The organism is Sagittula sp. MA-2 (assembly GCF_030126985.1).
In the GTDB taxonomy this organism is placed as follows: domain Bacteria; phylum Pseudomonadota; class Alphaproteobacteria; order Rhodobacterales; family Rhodobacteraceae; genus Sagittula.
Map to the genome: position 1 here is coordinate 896,958 of NZ_CP126145.1, position 15,746 is coordinate 912,703.

General features: G+C 64.1%; 20 protein-coding genes. 13 read left to right on the forward strand and 7 right to left on the reverse strand.

Annotated features, from left to right (window positions below; translation table 11 throughout):
* Positions 1-93: 93 nt before the first annotated feature.
* The 5 genes from QNI11_RS04530 to sucC all read right to left on the reverse strand — a co-directional run bounded on the left by QNI11_RS04530 (position 94) and on the right by sucC (position 4,381).
* Positions 94-771, reverse strand: a complete 678-nt coding sequence (locus QNI11_RS04530; RefSeq protein WP_283982497.1) for a hypothetical protein — start codon at positions 769-771, stop codon at positions 94-96.
* Positions 768-1,232, reverse strand: a complete 465-nt coding sequence (locus QNI11_RS04535; protein ID WP_283982498.1) for a hypothetical protein — start codon at positions 1,230-1,232, stop codon at positions 768-770. The genes QNI11_RS04530 and QNI11_RS04535 overlap by 4 nt, the downstream gene beginning before the upstream one ends.
* A 356-nt stretch (positions 1,233-1,588) precedes the next feature.
* Positions 1,589-2,476, reverse strand: a complete 888-nt coding sequence (sucD, locus tag QNI11_RS04540; protein ID WP_100927649.1) for a succinate--CoA ligase subunit alpha — start codon at positions 2,474-2,476, stop codon at positions 1,589-1,591.
* A 157-nt stretch (positions 2,477-2,633) separates the two neighbouring features.
* Positions 2,634-2,996 carry a hypothetical protein gene (locus tag QNI11_RS04545; RefSeq protein WP_283982499.1) on the reverse strand — a complete coding sequence of 121 codons (363 nt, stop codon included), beginning with the start codon at positions 2,994-2,996 and terminating at the stop codon, positions 2,634-2,636.
* A 191-nt stretch (positions 2,997-3,187) separates the two neighbouring features.
* A complete protein-coding gene (gene sucC, locus QNI11_RS04550; RefSeq protein WP_100927647.1) occupies positions 3,188-4,381 on the reverse strand; it encodes an ADP-forming succinate--CoA ligase subunit beta in 1,194 nt (397 codons plus the stop codon).
* Between the two features lie 246 nt (positions 4,382-4,627).
* Here sucC and QNI11_RS04555 point away from each other — a divergent pair, with 246 nt between their 5' ends.
* The gene (locus QNI11_RS04555; protein WP_283982500.1) at positions 4,628-5,539 is read left to right on the forward strand and encodes a hypothetical protein; all 912 of its coding nucleotides are present in this window, start codon (positions 4,628-4,630) and stop codon (positions 5,537-5,539) included.
* A gap of 60 nt (positions 5,540-5,599) precedes the next feature.
* On the opposite strand, the gene mdh is transcribed toward QNI11_RS04555, so the two are convergent.
* Positions 5,600-6,562 carry a malate dehydrogenase gene (gene mdh / locus QNI11_RS04560; RefSeq protein ID WP_283982501.1) on the reverse strand — a complete coding sequence of 321 codons (963 nt, stop codon included), beginning with the start codon at positions 6,560-6,562 and terminating at the stop codon, positions 5,600-5,602.
* Positions 6,563-6,721: 159 nt separating this feature from the next.
* Here mdh and QNI11_RS04565 point away from each other — a divergent pair, with 159 nt between their 5' ends.
* A complete protein-coding gene (locus QNI11_RS04565; RefSeq protein ID WP_283982502.1) occupies positions 6,722-7,474 on the forward strand; it encodes a sulfite exporter TauE/SafE family protein in 753 nt (250 codons plus the stop codon).
* Positions 7,475-7,519: 45 nt separating this feature from the next.
* Here QNI11_RS04565 and QNI11_RS04570 read toward each other — a convergent pair whose 3' ends face one another.
* Entirely contained in the window at positions 7,520-7,834 is a 315-nt protein-coding gene (locus QNI11_RS04570) for a hypothetical protein (protein ID WP_373418440.1), read from the reverse strand.
* A 313-nt stretch (positions 7,835-8,147) separates the two neighbouring features.
* Here QNI11_RS04570 and QNI11_RS04575 point away from each other — a divergent pair, with 313 nt between their 5' ends.
* The 11 genes from QNI11_RS04575 to QNI11_RS04625 all read left to right on the forward strand — a co-directional run bounded on the left by QNI11_RS04575 (position 8,148) and on the right by QNI11_RS04625 (position 15,717).
* Positions 8,148-8,996 (forward strand): CoA ester lyase, encoded by an 849-nt coding sequence (locus QNI11_RS04575; protein WP_283982503.1) that lies wholly within the window; start codon positions 8,148-8,150, stop codon positions 8,994-8,996.
* A gap of 38 nt (positions 8,997-9,034) precedes the next feature.
* Positions 9,035-9,580 carry an NnrU family protein gene (locus tag QNI11_RS04580; protein WP_100927642.1) on the forward strand — a complete coding sequence of 182 codons (546 nt, stop codon included), beginning with the start codon at positions 9,035-9,037 and terminating at the stop codon, positions 9,578-9,580.
* A gap of 4 nt (positions 9,581-9,584) precedes the next feature.
* Complete coding sequence (locus tag QNI11_RS04585; protein WP_100927641.1) at positions 9,585-9,788, forward strand: DUF1737 domain-containing protein; 204 nt, start codon at positions 9,585-9,587, stop codon at positions 9,786-9,788.
* Positions 9,788-10,816 carry a MaoC family dehydratase gene (locus QNI11_RS04590; protein WP_100927640.1) on the forward strand — a complete coding sequence of 343 codons (1,029 nt, stop codon included), beginning with the start codon at positions 9,788-9,790 and terminating at the stop codon, positions 10,814-10,816. The genes QNI11_RS04585 and QNI11_RS04590 overlap by 1 nt, the downstream gene beginning before the upstream one ends.
* A gap of 359 nt (positions 10,817-11,175) precedes the next feature.
* Positions 11,176-11,565, forward strand: coding sequence for a succinate dehydrogenase, cytochrome b556 subunit (sdhC, locus tag QNI11_RS04595; RefSeq protein ID WP_283982504.1), 390 nt, complete (start codon positions 11,176-11,178; stop codon positions 11,563-11,565).
* 12 nt (positions 11,566-11,577) lie between these two features.
* Positions 11,578-11,949 (forward strand): succinate dehydrogenase, hydrophobic membrane anchor protein, encoded by a 372-nt coding sequence (gene sdhD, locus QNI11_RS04600; protein WP_283982505.1) that lies wholly within the window; start codon positions 11,578-11,580, stop codon positions 11,947-11,949.
* 67 nt (positions 11,950-12,016) lie between these two features.
* The gene (gene sdhA, locus QNI11_RS04605; RefSeq protein ID WP_283982506.1) at positions 12,017-13,819 is read left to right on the forward strand and encodes a succinate dehydrogenase flavoprotein subunit; all 1,803 of its coding nucleotides are present in this window, start codon (positions 12,017-12,019) and stop codon (positions 13,817-13,819) included.
* Positions 13,819-14,124: a hypothetical protein gene (locus QNI11_RS04610; protein WP_283982507.1), complete on the forward strand. Its 306-nt coding sequence runs from the start codon at positions 13,819-13,821 to the stop codon at positions 14,122-14,124. Before sdhA ends, QNI11_RS04610 begins: the two co-directional genes overlap by 1 nt.
* Positions 14,112-14,441, forward strand: a complete 330-nt coding sequence (locus tag QNI11_RS04615; protein ID WP_283982508.1) for a hypothetical protein — start codon at positions 14,112-14,114, stop codon at positions 14,439-14,441. Before QNI11_RS04610 ends, QNI11_RS04615 begins: the two co-directional genes overlap by 13 nt.
* Positions 14,442-14,451: 10 nt before the next feature.
* The gene (locus QNI11_RS04620) at positions 14,452-15,231 is read left to right on the forward strand and encodes a succinate dehydrogenase iron-sulfur subunit (protein WP_100927634.1); all 780 of its coding nucleotides are present in this window, start codon (positions 14,452-14,454) and stop codon (positions 15,229-15,231) included.
* Positions 15,232-15,516: 285 nt separating this feature from the next.
* Positions 15,517-15,717 (forward strand): hypothetical protein, encoded by a 201-nt coding sequence (locus QNI11_RS04625; RefSeq protein ID WP_100927633.1) that lies wholly within the window; start codon positions 15,517-15,519, stop codon positions 15,715-15,717.
* Positions 15,718-15,746 lie beyond the last annotated feature (29 nt).

Consider the following 15,746-nt stretch of genomic DNA (forward strand, 5'->3'; position numbering starts at 1 on the left):
GTGGGTTGGGACCGTATTCGTTGGGACCGGGTTTCAGCGAGGGTGGCAAGGCCCCCGACGGGATTGTGACTGAAAGAGAGGGTTGTCGCATCGTCATTCCCCTCCCTTGGTAAGGGTCGTCCGATAGGTCAGCACGGCGTGCGTGACCGACTGGTCGGCGGGCGAGAGCCGCAGGGTCAGGCTGCGAAGGGCATCGCGGGACTCGCCGTCCGGAGCGGTCACCGTGTCCGTTGCCTGCCAGTGGCGCGTCACGGCGTTCTCGTAGACCGGCATCACCTCGAAACGAAGCGTCAGCCCGTCGATCAGGTCCTCGGACGGTCCCTGCAGGACCAGCGTGCAGGACAGCATCGCCTCGCCCTCCGCCTGCTCGGCATACAGCGCCGAGGTCAGCGCGCCGACGGTGGTGTGCCGCATGATCCGGGCCTGCGGCGCCGCGGGATCGGTGGCGAGGATGGCGTGTTGCCAGCGCAGCCTGTGACCGGCCAGGACGGCCTTGGGATCGGCATCGCCGTGCTGGTTGGTGAGGAAGTCGATGCGGGTCGCAAAGTCCGCCAGAAGCTCCACGAGGGCCTCGGCCTCTTCATCCTGTGCCTCCCGCCAGTCGCCGCCGAAATCGACCTGCGACAGGGGCGTGGCGACCGGCGAAGCGCAGGTCGCGTTCTGGAACTGGATCAGTGTCGCGGCGGTGTCATCTTCCTGCGCGGACAGGGAAACCGGGCCCCAGCACAGGGCTGCGATCAGGACCGCCTTGGAGAGGAAGCTGCGGGTCATGCAAACACCTCCCGCCCTTGCCGGGCAGTGGCGTCGTCCCCGAAGAGCCCGTCATGGCAGGCCTGCACCTCCGCCCATGTTACGGACACGTAGCCTTGCGGATCCTCGGCCAGCGCCGTGTCCTTCGCGTCTTCCTCCTCGATCATGATCGGGCGGAAGGCGTGGCGTTCAGGATCGTCGCGGCGGACAAGCCCGCCCTGAAAGCGCTGCAAATCGTTGAACACCATGTCGAACTCCTCCCGGAAGTCGCGTTCCGGCGGGGTGCCTTCCTCGTCGAGGGAAAACAGCGCCTGATGCAGGGCGACCGATTTCGCGACACAGCGCAGCCGGGCCTGCATCTCTTCGGAAACGGGGCCGCGTGGCACCAGTTCGTCCCAGAGCATGAAGGCACCGACCAAGCCGACGAACGTCACGATAATGCGCAATCCGGTCCTTTTCTTCGGCTTGTCGGGCGAGGTCATCGCGCGGCTCCCCGAAGGCTATGGGTTGATGACAGGATGTCCTGCGAGGCGGCCAGTTGACGGCGCGCGCGGACAAGCGGAACCGGCTGCCCCGGCAGCGGGGCGAGGGGCGATGTCATGAATGCGCAAAGGCCGCACGCTGTCGGTGCGGTCCGTCCGGAACATGTTCCTTGATGTGCCATTCGATCCATCGCTCCCGCCTTTCCTCGGGGCTCGTTCTTGAGGTGCGGCCCGGGCGATCTGTGGCGTCGCCCGCGGCCAGTCTTACGGTCGGGAAGTGAAGAGCGCGGAAACGGTCGCATTCATCCTCCCCAAACGGCGTTGGCCGGGTGTCCCTGCCGGGGCACCCGATCCGCTCAGCCGTTCTTGATCGCCTCGAGCACGGCCTCGCCCAGAGTGGCGGGGCTGTCTGCGACGATGATGCCCGCGGACTTCATCGCTTCGATCTTGTCGTCGGCACCGCCCTTGCCGCCGGCGACGATGGCGCCGGCGTGGCCCATGCGGCGTCCCGGAGGAGCGGTGCGGCCCGCGATGAAACCGGCGGTCGGCTTCCAGCGGCCCTTCTTCTTTTCGGAGGCGAGGAACGCGGCCGCATCCTCTTCGGCAGAGCCGCCGATCTCACCGATCATGATGATCGCCTCGGTCTCGTCGTCCGCCAGGAACCACTCAAGCACGTCGATGTGCTCAGTGCCCTTGATCGGGTCGCCGCCGATGCCGACGCAGGTCGACTGGCCGAGGCCCACGTCGGTGGTCTGCTTCACGGCCTCGTAGGTCAGCGTGCCCGAGCGGGACACGACGCCCACCTTGCCGCGCTTGTGGATGTGGCCCGGCATGATGCCGATCTTGCAGGCGTCGGGGGTGATGACGCCAGGGCAGTTCGGGCCGATCAGCTTCGACTTGGAGTTCTCCAGTGCGCGCTTGACCTTCATCATGTCCAGCACCGGGATGCCTTCGGTGATGCAGACGATCAGTTCCATCTCCGCGTCGATAGCTTCGAGGATCGAGTCCGCGGCGAACGGCGGCGGCACGTAGATCACCGATGCGTTCGCCTCGGTCTTTGCCTTCGCTTCGTGCACGCTGTCGAAGACCGGCAGGTCGAGGTGGGTCTGACCGCCTTTGCCGGGCGTCACGCCGCCGACCATCTTCGTGCCGTAGGCGATGGCTTGTTCCGAGTGGAAGGTGCCCTGCGAGCCGGTGAAGCCCTGGCAGATGACTTTGGTGTTTTCGTCGATGAGAACGGCCATGATGTACGCTTTCTTCGTGGAGTGAATTACGGGGTTTCGGGGGCCCGGGCAGCCTTGCCACGGACCGGACATGCAAACGGGACCGCGCAGGCAGATGCCCGCGGGTCCCGTCTCGGGATGATGATTGCTCTGGCCGGTGTCCCGGGCGCGCGGAAGCTTACCGCCGCTCGCGACCGGAGGCTTCGTCCAGCAGACGTGTCAGAAGCAGCGCGGCCCCGCCCAGCACCAGCGAACGGCCGATCTGGTCGGTGACATTGGTGGGCGCGAAGGCCTTCACCGTGTCGCGTGCCTTGCGCGCGTTGATATGCCGGCGCTTGGCCGTCTTCCCGTCCCTGAACGGCGTCGGGTTGGGCACATGGCCGATGCGCGGCTTGACCTTCAGCAGCACGGCCCCGAGCCCGATCAGCGCCCCGCCGAACAGCAGCGGAGTCCAGCGATCCGTGTTCTTCGCGGCAGGCGTGGTGAAGCGCTTCAGCGCCGCGCGACCGGGCAGGTCGCCATGACGTAAGATCTTGTTCATCCGAGTTCCCTCCATTGAAGGGACAACCCGCCAAGCCCGTTCCGAGTTCCGCGGCGGAAGCAACGGCACCGGGACCGCCGGAACGGTCGCGGCGTCTTGCAGCGGACATGTGGAAGGGGAGGGTCATGTATCGTCCCGGTTCAAGGAGGGGAGTGGGCCGGCGTCCCCTGGACGGGGCGCCGGCGGTCAGGTCAGCCCTTGACGGCCTTCACGATCTTCTCGGCGCCGTCCTTCAGGTCGTCGGCGGCGATCACGTTCAGGCCGGAGGTCGCGATGATCTCCTTGCCCTTCTCGACGTTCGTGCCTTCGAGGCGGACGACCAGCGGGACCTGCAGGCCGACTTCCTTCACCGCGGCGATGACGCCCTCGGCGATGATGTCGCAGCGCATGATGCCGCCGAAGATGTTGACGAGGATGCCCTTCACGTTCGGATCGGAGGTGATGATCTTAAACGCCTCGGTCACCTTCTCCTTGGTCGCGCCGCCGCCCACGTCGAGGAAGTTGGCAGGCTCGGCACCGTAGAGCTTGATGATGTCCATGGTCGCCATGGCGAGGCCTGCGCCGTTCACCATGCAGCCGATCTCGCCATCCAACGCGATGTAGTTCAGGTCGTACTTGGAGGCCTGGAGTTCCTTCGAGTCCTCTTCGGTCTCGTCACGCAGTTCGGCCACTTCCGGCTGGCGGTACATGGCGTTGCCGTCGAAGCCCAGCTTGGCGTCCAGCACTTTCAGCGTGCCGTCCTTCAGGACGATCAGCGGGTTGATCTCCAGCATCTCCATGTCCTTCTCGACGAAGGCCTTGTAGAGGATGCCCATCAGCTTCACGCAATGCTTCTGACCGGCCTTGTCCAGACCCAGCGCAAACGCGATGCGGCGGCCGTGGAACGGCTGGTAGCCGGTGGCCGGATCGACGGAGAACGACAGGATCTTTTCCGGGGTGCTTGCGGCCACTTCCTCGATGTCCATCCCGCCCTCGGTGGAGCAGACGAAGGAGATGCGCGAGGTCTGGCGATCCACGAGCAGGGCAAGGTAGAGTTCGCGCTCGATGTCGGAGCCGTCCTCGATGTAGATGCGGTTCACCTGCTTGCCGGCGGGGCCGGTCTGGTGGGTGACGAGCGTCTTGCCCAGCATCTTCTTGGCTTCTTCCGCGGCTTCTTCCACGCTCTTGGCGAGGCGCACGCCGCCCTTTTCGCCCGCGTCGGCCTCCTTGAAGGAGCCCTTGCCGCGGCCGCCGGCGTGGATCTGCGCCTTGACCACCCAGAGCGGGCCATCCAGTGCACCTGCCGCGGTCTTCGCCTCTTCGGCCCTCAGGACGATGCGGCCGTCCGATACCGGAGCACCGTAGCTGCGCAGAAGTGCCTTGGCCTGATATTCGTGGATATTCATGGGTCCGTGATCCCCGTGCTTGCTGCGATTTGCTTCGGGTATAGGCACGCATTGCGGGTGGGGTTAAACAAAAAATGCCAATGTACGTGAAAAAGGCGTTACTTTCCGACATCTGTGATCACAGCCCCGAAAAGTGTGATCACAAGCATCTGCGGTGTTAGCGTTTGTCAAGGAATCAAGCGCTATCTTGTCCCGATGGCATGGGCGGCCTAGGCTGCGTGCGATTTATCGGGAGTGGGCAGAGCTATGGCTTCGTCGTTTTGTCATGCGGTGGTGGCTGCCATCGGCCTGGGCATCTTGCCCGCGTCGGAGGCGCTCGCAGACTGGAGCGTGCTTGGCGAACGGGACGGCATGGGGCAGGGCGCGCAGGGCTGCACGACCATCGGCGGGGCTCAGGCCTGTCTGGTCCTGAGGTGCGACGGGGACGGCCTCGGATGGGCGATGTCCCTGCCCGAAATGCCGGAAGACGGGGACCTGGGCGTTTCGCTTGAGATTGGCGGGGGCACCTACAGCCTGGACATGACGATCTCCGGAGCGGTCGCGTCGACGGGGTTTGTTGCGCGCCGTGACGATGACTTGGTTGAGGCGCTTGGCCGCGGGGTCCTGGCGACCGTCGGGTTGGACAGGGGACGGATCGCGTCCTTCCCGCTGCCGCTCAAAGGCTCGTCGAGGGCGCTGGCACAGGCGGAGAGCCTCTGTCGGGACAGCGGAGAAGACAAGGCGGAGGAGGATCGTCCCGTGCCGGGTCAGCCTTCCGACCGCTTCGTGCCGATGTTCGGTGGCGAGGCGTCTTCGGAGGACCTGTCGCGGGCTGCCGTCCTGCTCGCCGATCAGCTGGAAGTCATCGGGCCGGACGGCATTCTGTCCGTGACCCTCCTGCCTGTGAGCGAGGACACCGCACTCCTTGCCATCGAGACCGGCCCGTCCACCGAGCTTTACGGCCCGTCCGGGTCTGCCATCACGTTGGCCATCGTCGAGGACGGCGCGGCCTGGCAGATCGCGCAGCAGGTCGGCACGATGATCTGGGCGGACACCGCGAACACGACGGACGGCTGGCCGGACCTGTGGATGCAGCAAGTGGGCGGTGTGGACATGCCGTTCGGCCTTTGGCGGTGGACCGGAGCCGGCTACGCGCATGTGAAAAACGTCGATCCCTGACACGAAAATGCCGGCCCCCCTACAGGGACCGGCATCGAATGACGACTTGCGTCTGAACTGTCAGGCGAGCGAGCTGTCGATGCCCTTGCACGCCTCGACGAGCCCCTGAACGGCCTTCACGGAGGCGTCGAACATTTCCTGCTCTTCCTTGTTGAGCTTGATGTTCACCACCTTCTCGATGCCGCCGGCGCCGATCACGGTGGGCACGCCCACGTACATGTCCTTCACGCCCAGGTCGCCGTCGCAGTAGGCGGCACAGGGCAGGACGCGCTTCTGGTCCTTGAGGTAGGCTTCGGCCATCTCGATGGCAGAGGTCGCCGGTGCATAGTAGGCGGAGCCGGTCTTCAGCAGGCCGACGATCTCGGCGCCGCCGTCACGGGTGCGCTGGACGATGGCGTCCATCTTCTCCTGCGTGGTCCAGCCCATCTCGATCAGGTCGGGCAGCGGAATGCCACCCACGGTCGAGTAACGAACCGACGGCACCATGGTGTCGCCGTGGCCGCCCAGAACGAAGGCGGTGACGTCCTTCATGGACACGCCGAATTCCAGCGAAAGGAAGTGGCGGAAGCGCGCGGAGTCGAGCACGCCCGCCATGCCGCAGACCTTGTTCGCCGGTAGGCCGGAGAACTTCTGCAGCGCCCAGACCATCGCGTCGAGCGGGTTGGTGATGCAAATCACGAAGGCGTCCGGTGCGTTGTCGCGGATGCCCTCGCCCACGGACTTCATGACTTTCAGGTTGATGCCCAGAAGGTCGTCGCGCGACATGCCCGGCTTGCGCGGCACACCGGCGGTCACGATGCAGACGTCGGCGCCGGCGATGTCGGCGTAGTCCTGCGTGCCCTTCAGCTTCGCGTCGAAACCCTCGGACGGCCCGGATTCGGCGATGTCGAGGGATTTGCCCTCGGGGATGCCTTCGGCGATGTCGAAGAGGACGACGTCGCCCAGTTCCTTCATTGCAGCGAGGTGGGCAAGAGTGCCACCGATCTGTCCCGCGCCGATCAGGGCGATCTTGGGTCTGGCCATGGATTTGATCTCCGGTCCTGCTTGAATTTGGCAAGTTGCCTACGCCGCTTGCTGGCGCAACGCAAGAGTGCGGCGCTGCAGCGAGGCGCCGTTAGGGCTATCAAACCGGGGATGGCTGGGATAAAGCCCGGTTTGCGCGGCGTTTTAGAGGAGTGTGGCGTGGAACTGGTCAGTTGGACCGTCATCGCTTTCTGTCTCCCCGCGGTCATTTTCGCAGGCATTTCCAAGGGCGGCTTCGGCTCCGGGGTCGCTTTCGCGAGCAGCTCGATTCTGGCGCTGGTGCTGCCGCCGCATGTAGCAGTTGGCCTGATGTTGCCGCTGCTGATGATGATGGATGCCACCAGCCTCTGGGCCTACTGGAAGAAGTGGGACTGGGAGGTGTCGAAGATCCTGCTGGTGGGCTCGATCCCGGGCACGATCCTTGGGGCGCTGTTCTGGGCGTGGGCCGACCCGGACGCCATCCGGTTCCTGATCGGGATGGTGGCGCTGCTGTTCGTCGGCTGGCAGGCGGCCCGGGCGGTGGGCCTGATCCGGCTGGGAATGCGTTTCGGTCCAAAGACCGGCGTCGCTTCGGGCGTCGTTCTGGGGTTCACGAGTTTTGTCAGCCATGCCGGGGGCCCGGCGGCTGCGGTCTACATGCTGGGGCAGGGGATGTCGAAGACGTCCTACCAGGCCACGACCGTACTGGTCTTCTGGGCCGTGAACCTCTTCAAGTCGGTCTTCTATGCCTTCATGGGCATCTTCACGCACGAGACGCTGATGCTGGACCTGATCCTTGTCCCCTTTGCCGTGCTCGGCACATGGTTCGGCATCCGGGCCCATCACATGCTGCCAGAGCGCGTGTTCTTCGGGATCACCTATGTCGCGTTGACGATGACCGGGGCAAAGCTGATCTGGGATGCACTGACCTGAGGTCCACGACACGGGCACGATTTTCAGGATCGTGCCCGGTTCAGTTCATGCATCGTCTCCCTTGGGCGGGAGAACCTCCGCCAGTTCTTCGAAGGCCTGCCCGGAGGCCACGAGGCAGGTGATACCGTTGGACATGGTGACGGTGATCGTCCACGACCCGCTTTCGACCGACGCGAACACCTCCATCACGGCGTTGTTGGAGCCGAGCCCCATGCTCTGGCGGGTTTCGCCGTACTTGTCTGCAAGGCGCTCCACCACCTTCTCGCGCGGAGCGCAGTTCTGAAGCTGTTGCGCCTCCACGAGGGACGCGGCGCCCAGAATGAATCCGGCGGAGAGCAATCCCAGTTTCATCGTAATCATCGTCTTCACCTTTCGGCTCTTGCGCTCCGTCACACGGAGAACGCTTCTTGAGTCCTCTCGGTTCCCGGGCGCCAACCCTGTCCGGAAGCGCCCCCTCGATTATTCGCTGTCGCATTGGAACGACCTGCGAACATCCTCCGCCCCGAGCGGCTTAAATCCGGTTAACGCTGCGTGCGCTGGCTCAAATGCAATCGAAATGGCTGGCAGGACCGTCCAAAGAAACGCCGCATTCTGCGACGCAGCGAATTTCCTCTTGAACTTTCCGGCAAAAAATGTGCATCCCTGCGCAATAAAGTTGCGCAAGGAGACTCAAATGGACATGGCGACCCGACCGTTTCGGTCCGTCCTCTACATTCCCGCCTCCAAGGAGCGCGCGCTCGAAAAGGCGCGTTCGATGCCGGTCGACGCGATCATCTTCGACCTCGAGGACGCCGTCGCGCCGGAGGAGAAGCCGGCCGCCCGCGCCACGCTCGCCGAGGCGCTGAAAACGTCCTACGGCCAGCGCACCCGGATCGTGCGCATCAACGGGCTCGACACGGAGTGGGGGCTGGACGACGCTAAAGCGGCGGCCGCGATGGACTGCGACGCGATCCTCCTGCCCAAGGTGGAGACGACCGCGCAACTCGACCGCCTCGCGGAGATCACCGACAATCCCCTTTGGGCTATGATGGAAACGCCCATGGGCATGCTGAATGCCAAGGACATCGGCGCGCATCCCCGGCTGCAGGGCATGGTCATGGGCACCAACGACCTTGCCAAGGAACTCAACGCGCGCTTCCGCGCAGACCGTCTGCCCATGATCACCGGGCTGGGGCTTTGCGTGCTGGCGGCGAAGGCCTTCGGAAAGGTCATCGTCGACGGCGTCTACAACGCCTTCAAGGACGACGAGGGACTGGCGGCCGAATGTGCGCAGGGCCGTGACATGGGCATGGACGGCAAGACGCTGATCCATCCCGCACAGGTCGACATCACCAATGCCGCCTTCGCGCCGGACGAGAAGGAGATCGACCTCGCCCGACGCCAGATCGAGGCCTACGAAGAGGCCAAGGCGCAGGGGCAGGGCGTCGCGGTGGTTGACGGCAAGATCGTCGAGAACCTGCACGTCGAGACCGCGAAGAAGACCCTCGCAAAGGCGGAGGCCATTGCTGCGCTTGCAGGATAAGGGCAGGGTGCGCACCGACCAGGATGAGGAACTGAGCCATGCTTATACTGATTCTAGGTGTCGCGCTGTGGTGGGCTGCGCACCTCTTCAAACGCATCGCACCGGGTGTGCGCGAACCCATGGGCGACAAGGGCAAGGGCGTCGTCGCGCTGGCGCTGGTCGTGTCCATCCTGCTGATGATCTTCGGCTACCGTATGGCAGATGGCGCGTTCTTCTGGGGGCGTCACCCGGCGACGGTCGGGATCAACAACCTCATCATGCTTTTCGCGCTCTACCTGACTTCGCCGGGGCCGAAGAAAGGCGCGCTGCTCTACAAGATGCGCCATCCGATGCTCACGGGGTTCCTGCTCTGGACGCTGGCGCACCTTCTGGTGAACGGCGACGTGCCGTCCTTCGTGCTGTTCGGCGGTCTGGGCCTCTGGGCCATCGTCGAGATGATCGTCATCAACCGTGCCGAGCCCGGCTGGGTCGCCCCGGCCAAAGGCAGCATCGCGAAGGACGCCATGTTCCTGGCGATCTCTCTCGTGCTGCTCGTGGTGATCGGTTATGTCCACGGGCTGATCGGCCCACCTGCATTCGGGTAAACTCATGAAACTCTATCGCTTCTTGTCCGAGGACGACACCTCGGCCTTCTGTCACAAGGTCACGGCCGCGCTGAATGCCGGCTGGGAACTGTACGGCACTCCGACCTATGCCTTCGACGCGGCCAATGGCGTCATGCGCTGTGGCCAGGCGGTCGTGAAGGAGGTGCATGGCACCTACACCCCCGACATCAAGCTGGGGGAGTACTGATGCAGAAGACCAACCCCGGGCGCTTTTTCGAGGATTACGAGGTCGGGCAAGTCATCGACCACGCCGTGCCGCGGACCGTATCGGGCGGTGAGCGGGCGCTTTATCATGCGCTCTACCCCATGCGGCACGCGCTCTATTCCTCCGACGAGTTTGCGAAAGCCTGTGGTCTGGCCGGTGGTCCGCTCGATGATCTTGCGGCGTTCCACATCGTCTTCGGCAAGACGGTGCCGGATGTCTCGCTGAATGCCGTCGCGAACCTCGGCTATGCGGAAGGGCGGTGGCTGAAGCCGGTCTGGCCGGGCGACACGCTCCGCGCCTCGTCGGAAGTGATCGGTCTGAAGCAGAACTCCAATGGCCGGACCGGGGTGGTGTATGTGCATTCCAAAGGCTTCAACCAGCGCGACGAATGCGTGATGGAGTACAAGCGCTGGGTCATGCTGCGGAAGCGCGACCTCGATGCGCCCGCACCTGAGGCGGTTCTTCCGGATCTGAAATCCGTGCTGGATCCCGCGGACCTTGTGATCCTGGAAGGCCTTGATTTCACGAAATACGATTACACCCTGGCGGGCGAACCGCACCGGCTTGGCGATTACGAGATCGGTGAGAAGATCGACCACGTCGACGGCGTGACGATCGAGGAAGCCGAGCACATGATGGCGACACGGCTGTGGCAGAACACGTCCAAGGTGCACTTCGACGTGACGGCCCGCCCGGACCAGCGCCTGATCTACGGTGGCCACGTGATCTCCATGGCGCGGGCGCTATCGTTCAACGGGCTCGCCAATGCGCAGATGATCGTCGGACTGAACGGCGGCGCACATGCCAATCCCTGCCTTGCCGGGAACACGGTCAAGGCGTGGTCCGAAGTGCTGGACAAGGCCGAAACCTCGGCCCCGGGCGTCGGAGCGATCCGTCTGAGGCTGGTGGCGACCAAGGGCGGCAATCCGTTCGAGCTCAAGGGGCCCGACGGGAAATACCTTCCCGACGTTCTGCTCGATCTGGATTACTGGGCGTTGATGCCGGTCTGAGGCCGTCGTATCGTGGGCCGGCTCTGTTCGCCGCGAGGGCGCAGGGCCACGCCGGCCGGATCACCTGAAAAAGCGCTGGTAAGTCACCGTGCCTCATCGAAGATCGGGGAAGCGGCAGAACGCCCCGGCGCCCTTTCCCGACCGAATCTCTCATGATCGCGACATGTGTATCGCCGGCGCCGCACCGCGGCGCCGTTACCGCCCAAACTGTGATCACACCCTTGCGGGCCGTGATCACAAAACTGAAAAATCCGCCTATTTGTGCCAAAAAACCGCGGTTTGCAGAGTGCAGCCCACGTGACAGCGCAGCAAAACCCACTAAAACGGGGGGCAACGGAATTCAACGCAAGGACATGACCATGGCCGACGTGAACCGGGGCAACCGCCCGCTATCGCCCTTCATGATCGGGCAGTACTACCGCCCGCAGATGACATCCATCTCGTCGATCATGGTGCGCATCACCGGCATCGCCTCGCTCGGTACCGCAGCTCTGCTGGTTCTCTGGCTGCTCTGCGCCGCCACCTCTCCGGATGCCTACGCCGTGGTGAACGGCATCCTGACCAGCTTTATCGGTGACATCCTCATGCTGCTGGCAAGCTGGGCCATCTGGTACCACATGCTCGGCCGCCTCCGTCACGTGATCTGGGACCTGGGCTACATGGTCGAGCTGGAGCCCTCCGAAATGATGGGCTGGATCATGTTCATCGGTGCCACCGTGATGGCGATCTTTACTGCAATCGTGGTCTGAGGAGGAACGGGCATGCAATATCTCACGGATCGCAAACGCGCGCAGGGTCTCGGGTCGGGCCGCACCGGGACGCAGTTTCACAAGCGCATGCTGGTGACTTCCATGGCGCTGGTCGTGCTGGTGCCGCTCTTCGTTTTCAGCTTCGGCGTCGGTTTCGGCGGCAGCTTCGAGGACGTGCAGGCGTTCTTTTCCCGTCCGTTCCCCGCGATCATCACCGCCCTCATGCTGGTGGTCGGCGTGATCCACTTCAACGGCGAAGTGCAGGAAGCGATCGAGGACTATGTGCACGGCACCACCGGCAAGCTGCTGGCGGTTGCGGTGACGGCATTCTCTTACGTGCTGATCGCGGCGGGGCTGTTCGCGCTGGTCAAACTGGCGCTCTAACGACTTTTCGGGCGGTGCGACGGCCCTTGGCGGGTCTGGACGCGCGCCAAAGACACGAGGCTGACACATGGCTGCATACGAATACGAGACGCACGATTACGACGTCGTTGTCGTGGGGGCCGGCGGCGCCGGGCTGCGCGCCACGCTGGGCATGGCAGAGCAGGGGCTCAAGACCGCCTGCGTGACCAAGGTCTTCCCGACCCGCTCGCACACCGTCGCCGCACAGGGCGGCATCGCCGCGTCGCTGTCCAACATGGGCCCCGACAACTGGCAGTGGCATATGTACGACACGGTGAAGGGCTCCGACTGGCTGGGCGACACCGACGCCATGGAATACCTCGCCCGCGAGGCCCCGAAGGCGGTCTACGAGCTTGAGCACTACGGCGTCCCGTTCTCGCGCACCGAAGAGGGTAAAATCTACCAGCGTCCCTTCGGCGGCCACACCACCGAGTTCGGGGAAGGTCCGCCGGTGCAACGTACCTGCGCCGCCGCCGACCGGACCGGCCACGCGATTCTGCACACGCTCTATGGCCAATCGGTGAAGAACAACGCGGAATTCTACGTCGAGTATTTCGCCATCGACCTCCTGATGGAGGACGGCGTCTGCACAGGCGTCCTGACGTGGAAACTGGACGACGGCACCTTCCATGTCTTCAACGCGAAGATGGTCGTGCTCGCCACCGGCGGCTATGGCCGGGCCTACTTCTCCGCCACCTCCGCACACACCTGCACAGGTGACGGCGGAGGCATGGTTGCCCGTGCTGGCCTGCCGCTGCAGGATATGGAGTTCGTGCAGTTTCACCCCACCGGCATCTACGGCTCCGGCTGCCTGATCACCGAGGGTGCGCGCGGCGAGGGCGGTTACCTGACCAACTCCGAGGGCGAGCGCTTCATGGAGCGCTATGCACCGACCTACAAGGACCTCGCGCCGCGCGATTACGTGTCCCGCTCCATGACCATGGAGATCCGCGAGGGCCGGGGCGTCGGTAAGGACGGCGACCACATCCACCTGAACCTCAGCCACCTGCCCGCAGAGGCGCTGGCCGAACGTCTGCCGGGCATTTCCGAATCCGCGAAGATCTTTGCCGGTGTCGACGTCACGAAAGAGCCGATCCCGGTTCTGCCGACGGTGCACTACAACATGGGCGGCATTCCGACCAACTACTGGGGCGAAGTGCTGAACCCGACCGAAGAGAACCCGACCGCCGTGGTTCCGGGCCTGATGGCCGTGGGCGAGGCAGGCTGCGCCTCGGTGCACGGCGCCAACCGTCTCGGCTCCAACTCGCTGATCGACCTTGTGGTCTTCGGACGTGCGGCGGCGATCCGTGCCGGCAAGGTGGTCGATCGCGACTCGGCGATCCCCACGGCGCCGAAGGCACAGATCGACAAGGCGTTCGACCGCTTCGATGGCCTGCGTTACGCGCAGGGCGGCACGTCGACCGCCGAACTGCGTCTGGAAATGCAGAAGACAATGCAGGCCGACGCCGCGGTGTTCCGTACCTCCAAGACGCTCGAAGAAGGCGTCGAGAAGATGACCGCCATCGCCGGCAAGATCGACGACCTGCGGGTGACCGACACGTCACTGATCTGGAACTCCGATCTGATGGAGACGCTGGAGCTGACCAACCTCATGCCCAACGCATTGGCGACCATCGTCGGTGCGGAGGCCCGCAAGGAATCGCGCGGCGCCCATGCCCATGAGGACTTTGCCGAGCGTGACGACGAGAACTGGCGCGTGCACACCGTGGCGCGCGTCTCTGGAAACACGGTCGATCTGTCCTACCGTCCTGTGATTGTTGATCCGCTGACCACCGAAGACGAAGGTGGCATCAGCCTCAAGAAAATCGCACCAAAGGCGAGGACATTCTGATGCGACACTTGGCAATCTACACCGCGGCTTTCACGGCCCTCGCGGCGCCCGTTCTGGCCAACGGATACGGTCAGGGCACGGCAGTTCAGGATTGCCAGGCATATGCAAACGGCGTGGGGTTCTCCGGGGCCAAGAGCGGATATGCCGCTGAATACCAGGCCGCCTACGATTCATGCCTTGCGCGGTACAGCGGCGGATATGCGGGCTACATCCCGTCGCCGCACCGCAACCGGGCGCGGATCACCGCCACCTGCCCGCCGGGCGCACCGAAAATGCACCGGGGAACGCTCTATTGTCTCAACTGATGTTCAAGGCCGCCGCAGGGCTGTCTCTGGCCGTGGCGCTTGGCGCGTGCACGCCGCAGGCGCAGGACGCCGTGGCACGTGAGGCCGCGCGCTCGACCGTCTCCCGTGTGGTCGTCAACCGCTTCCCCGGGGTGCCCGTGCAGCCCGCCATCGATTGTGTGATCGACAATGCCGAAGCGGCGCAGATCTACGCGCTGGCGGCCGATACCGTCGGCGGCCCGACCGAAAGCTCGGTCCAGATCGTCACCCAGATCGTCTCGAAACCCGAGACCGTAACCTGCCTGGCGACCGAAGGCCTGCCAGCCCTGCTTCGATAAGGAGAGAGAGATGGTTCAATTCACGCTCCCCAAGAACTCCAAGATCCGTACCGGCAAGACCTGGCCGAAGCCGGAAGGGGCGACAAACGTCCGGGCGTTCAAGATCTACCGCTGGAACCCCGACGACGGGGAGAACCCGCGCGTCGATACCTATTTCCTGAACATGGATGAATGCGGCCCGATGGTTCTGGACGCGCTCATCAAGATCAAGAACGAGGTCGACCCGACGCTGACCTTCCGCCGTTCCTGTCGCGAAGGCATCTGCGGGTCCTGCGCGATGAACATCGACGGGATCAACACGCTGGCCTGCATCTACGGTCTCGACGAGATCGACGGCGAGGTGAAGATCTACCCGCTGCCCCACATGCCGGTGGTCAAGGACCTGATCCCCGACCTGACGCACTTCTACGCGCAGCACGCGTCGATCATGCCGTGGCTGGAGACGAAGACCAACCGCCCGGCGAAGGAGTGGAGGCAGTCCATCGAGGACCGCAAGAAACTTGACGGCCTCTATGAGTGCGTGATGTGCGCGTCCTGCTCCACGGCATGCCCGTCCTACTGGTGGAACGGCGACAAGTACCTCGGCCCCGCAGCGCTGCTGCATGCCTATCGCTGGATCATCGACTCCCGCGATGAAGCCACGGGCGAGCGTCTGGACCAGTTGGAGGACCCCTTCAAGCTGTACCGCTGCCACACCATCATGAACTGCACCAAGACCTGTCCGAAAGGACTGAACCCGGCGAAGGCCATCGCCGAGATCAAGAAGATGATGCTGGAACGCGCGGTCTGACCGACTGACTTTCCGCGGCCAAAACAGCCCGGAGCAGCCTGAAGTGCTGGTCCGGGCTTATTCGTGCCGTGTCGCGGTTTGGCAGGGGCCGTCCGACGCTGCACAGGGTCAAAGACCGGGACAGCGGCGCCGGGTTTAAGGTAAGTCCGCTTGAACGGGGCCGTGACCGATGCCCCGAAAATTTGGGCCTGATATGGTCGAAGAGCCAAGCCAGGTTGACTTGAGTCATGACCCGATCCGCTAAAGATGTTATAGTAAATGCGATATCTGGAAGGGAGAGAATCGATGGACATGATCCGCGACGGCCTCTCCGGGGGCCATCAAGACAACACGCAAGACAAGCAGACCGACGCCCGTGAGGGCACGGCGCGCGACGACCGTTTCGTTCGCCTGAAACAGGAGTCGCGACGGGTTCCGCACCCGGGACCGGCGCGTTTCGACGACTGTCCGAAATCGGCGATGCGGTTTGCCTTGGGTCGTGACTAGAACTCCGGCCTCACGTTCGGAAAACGATG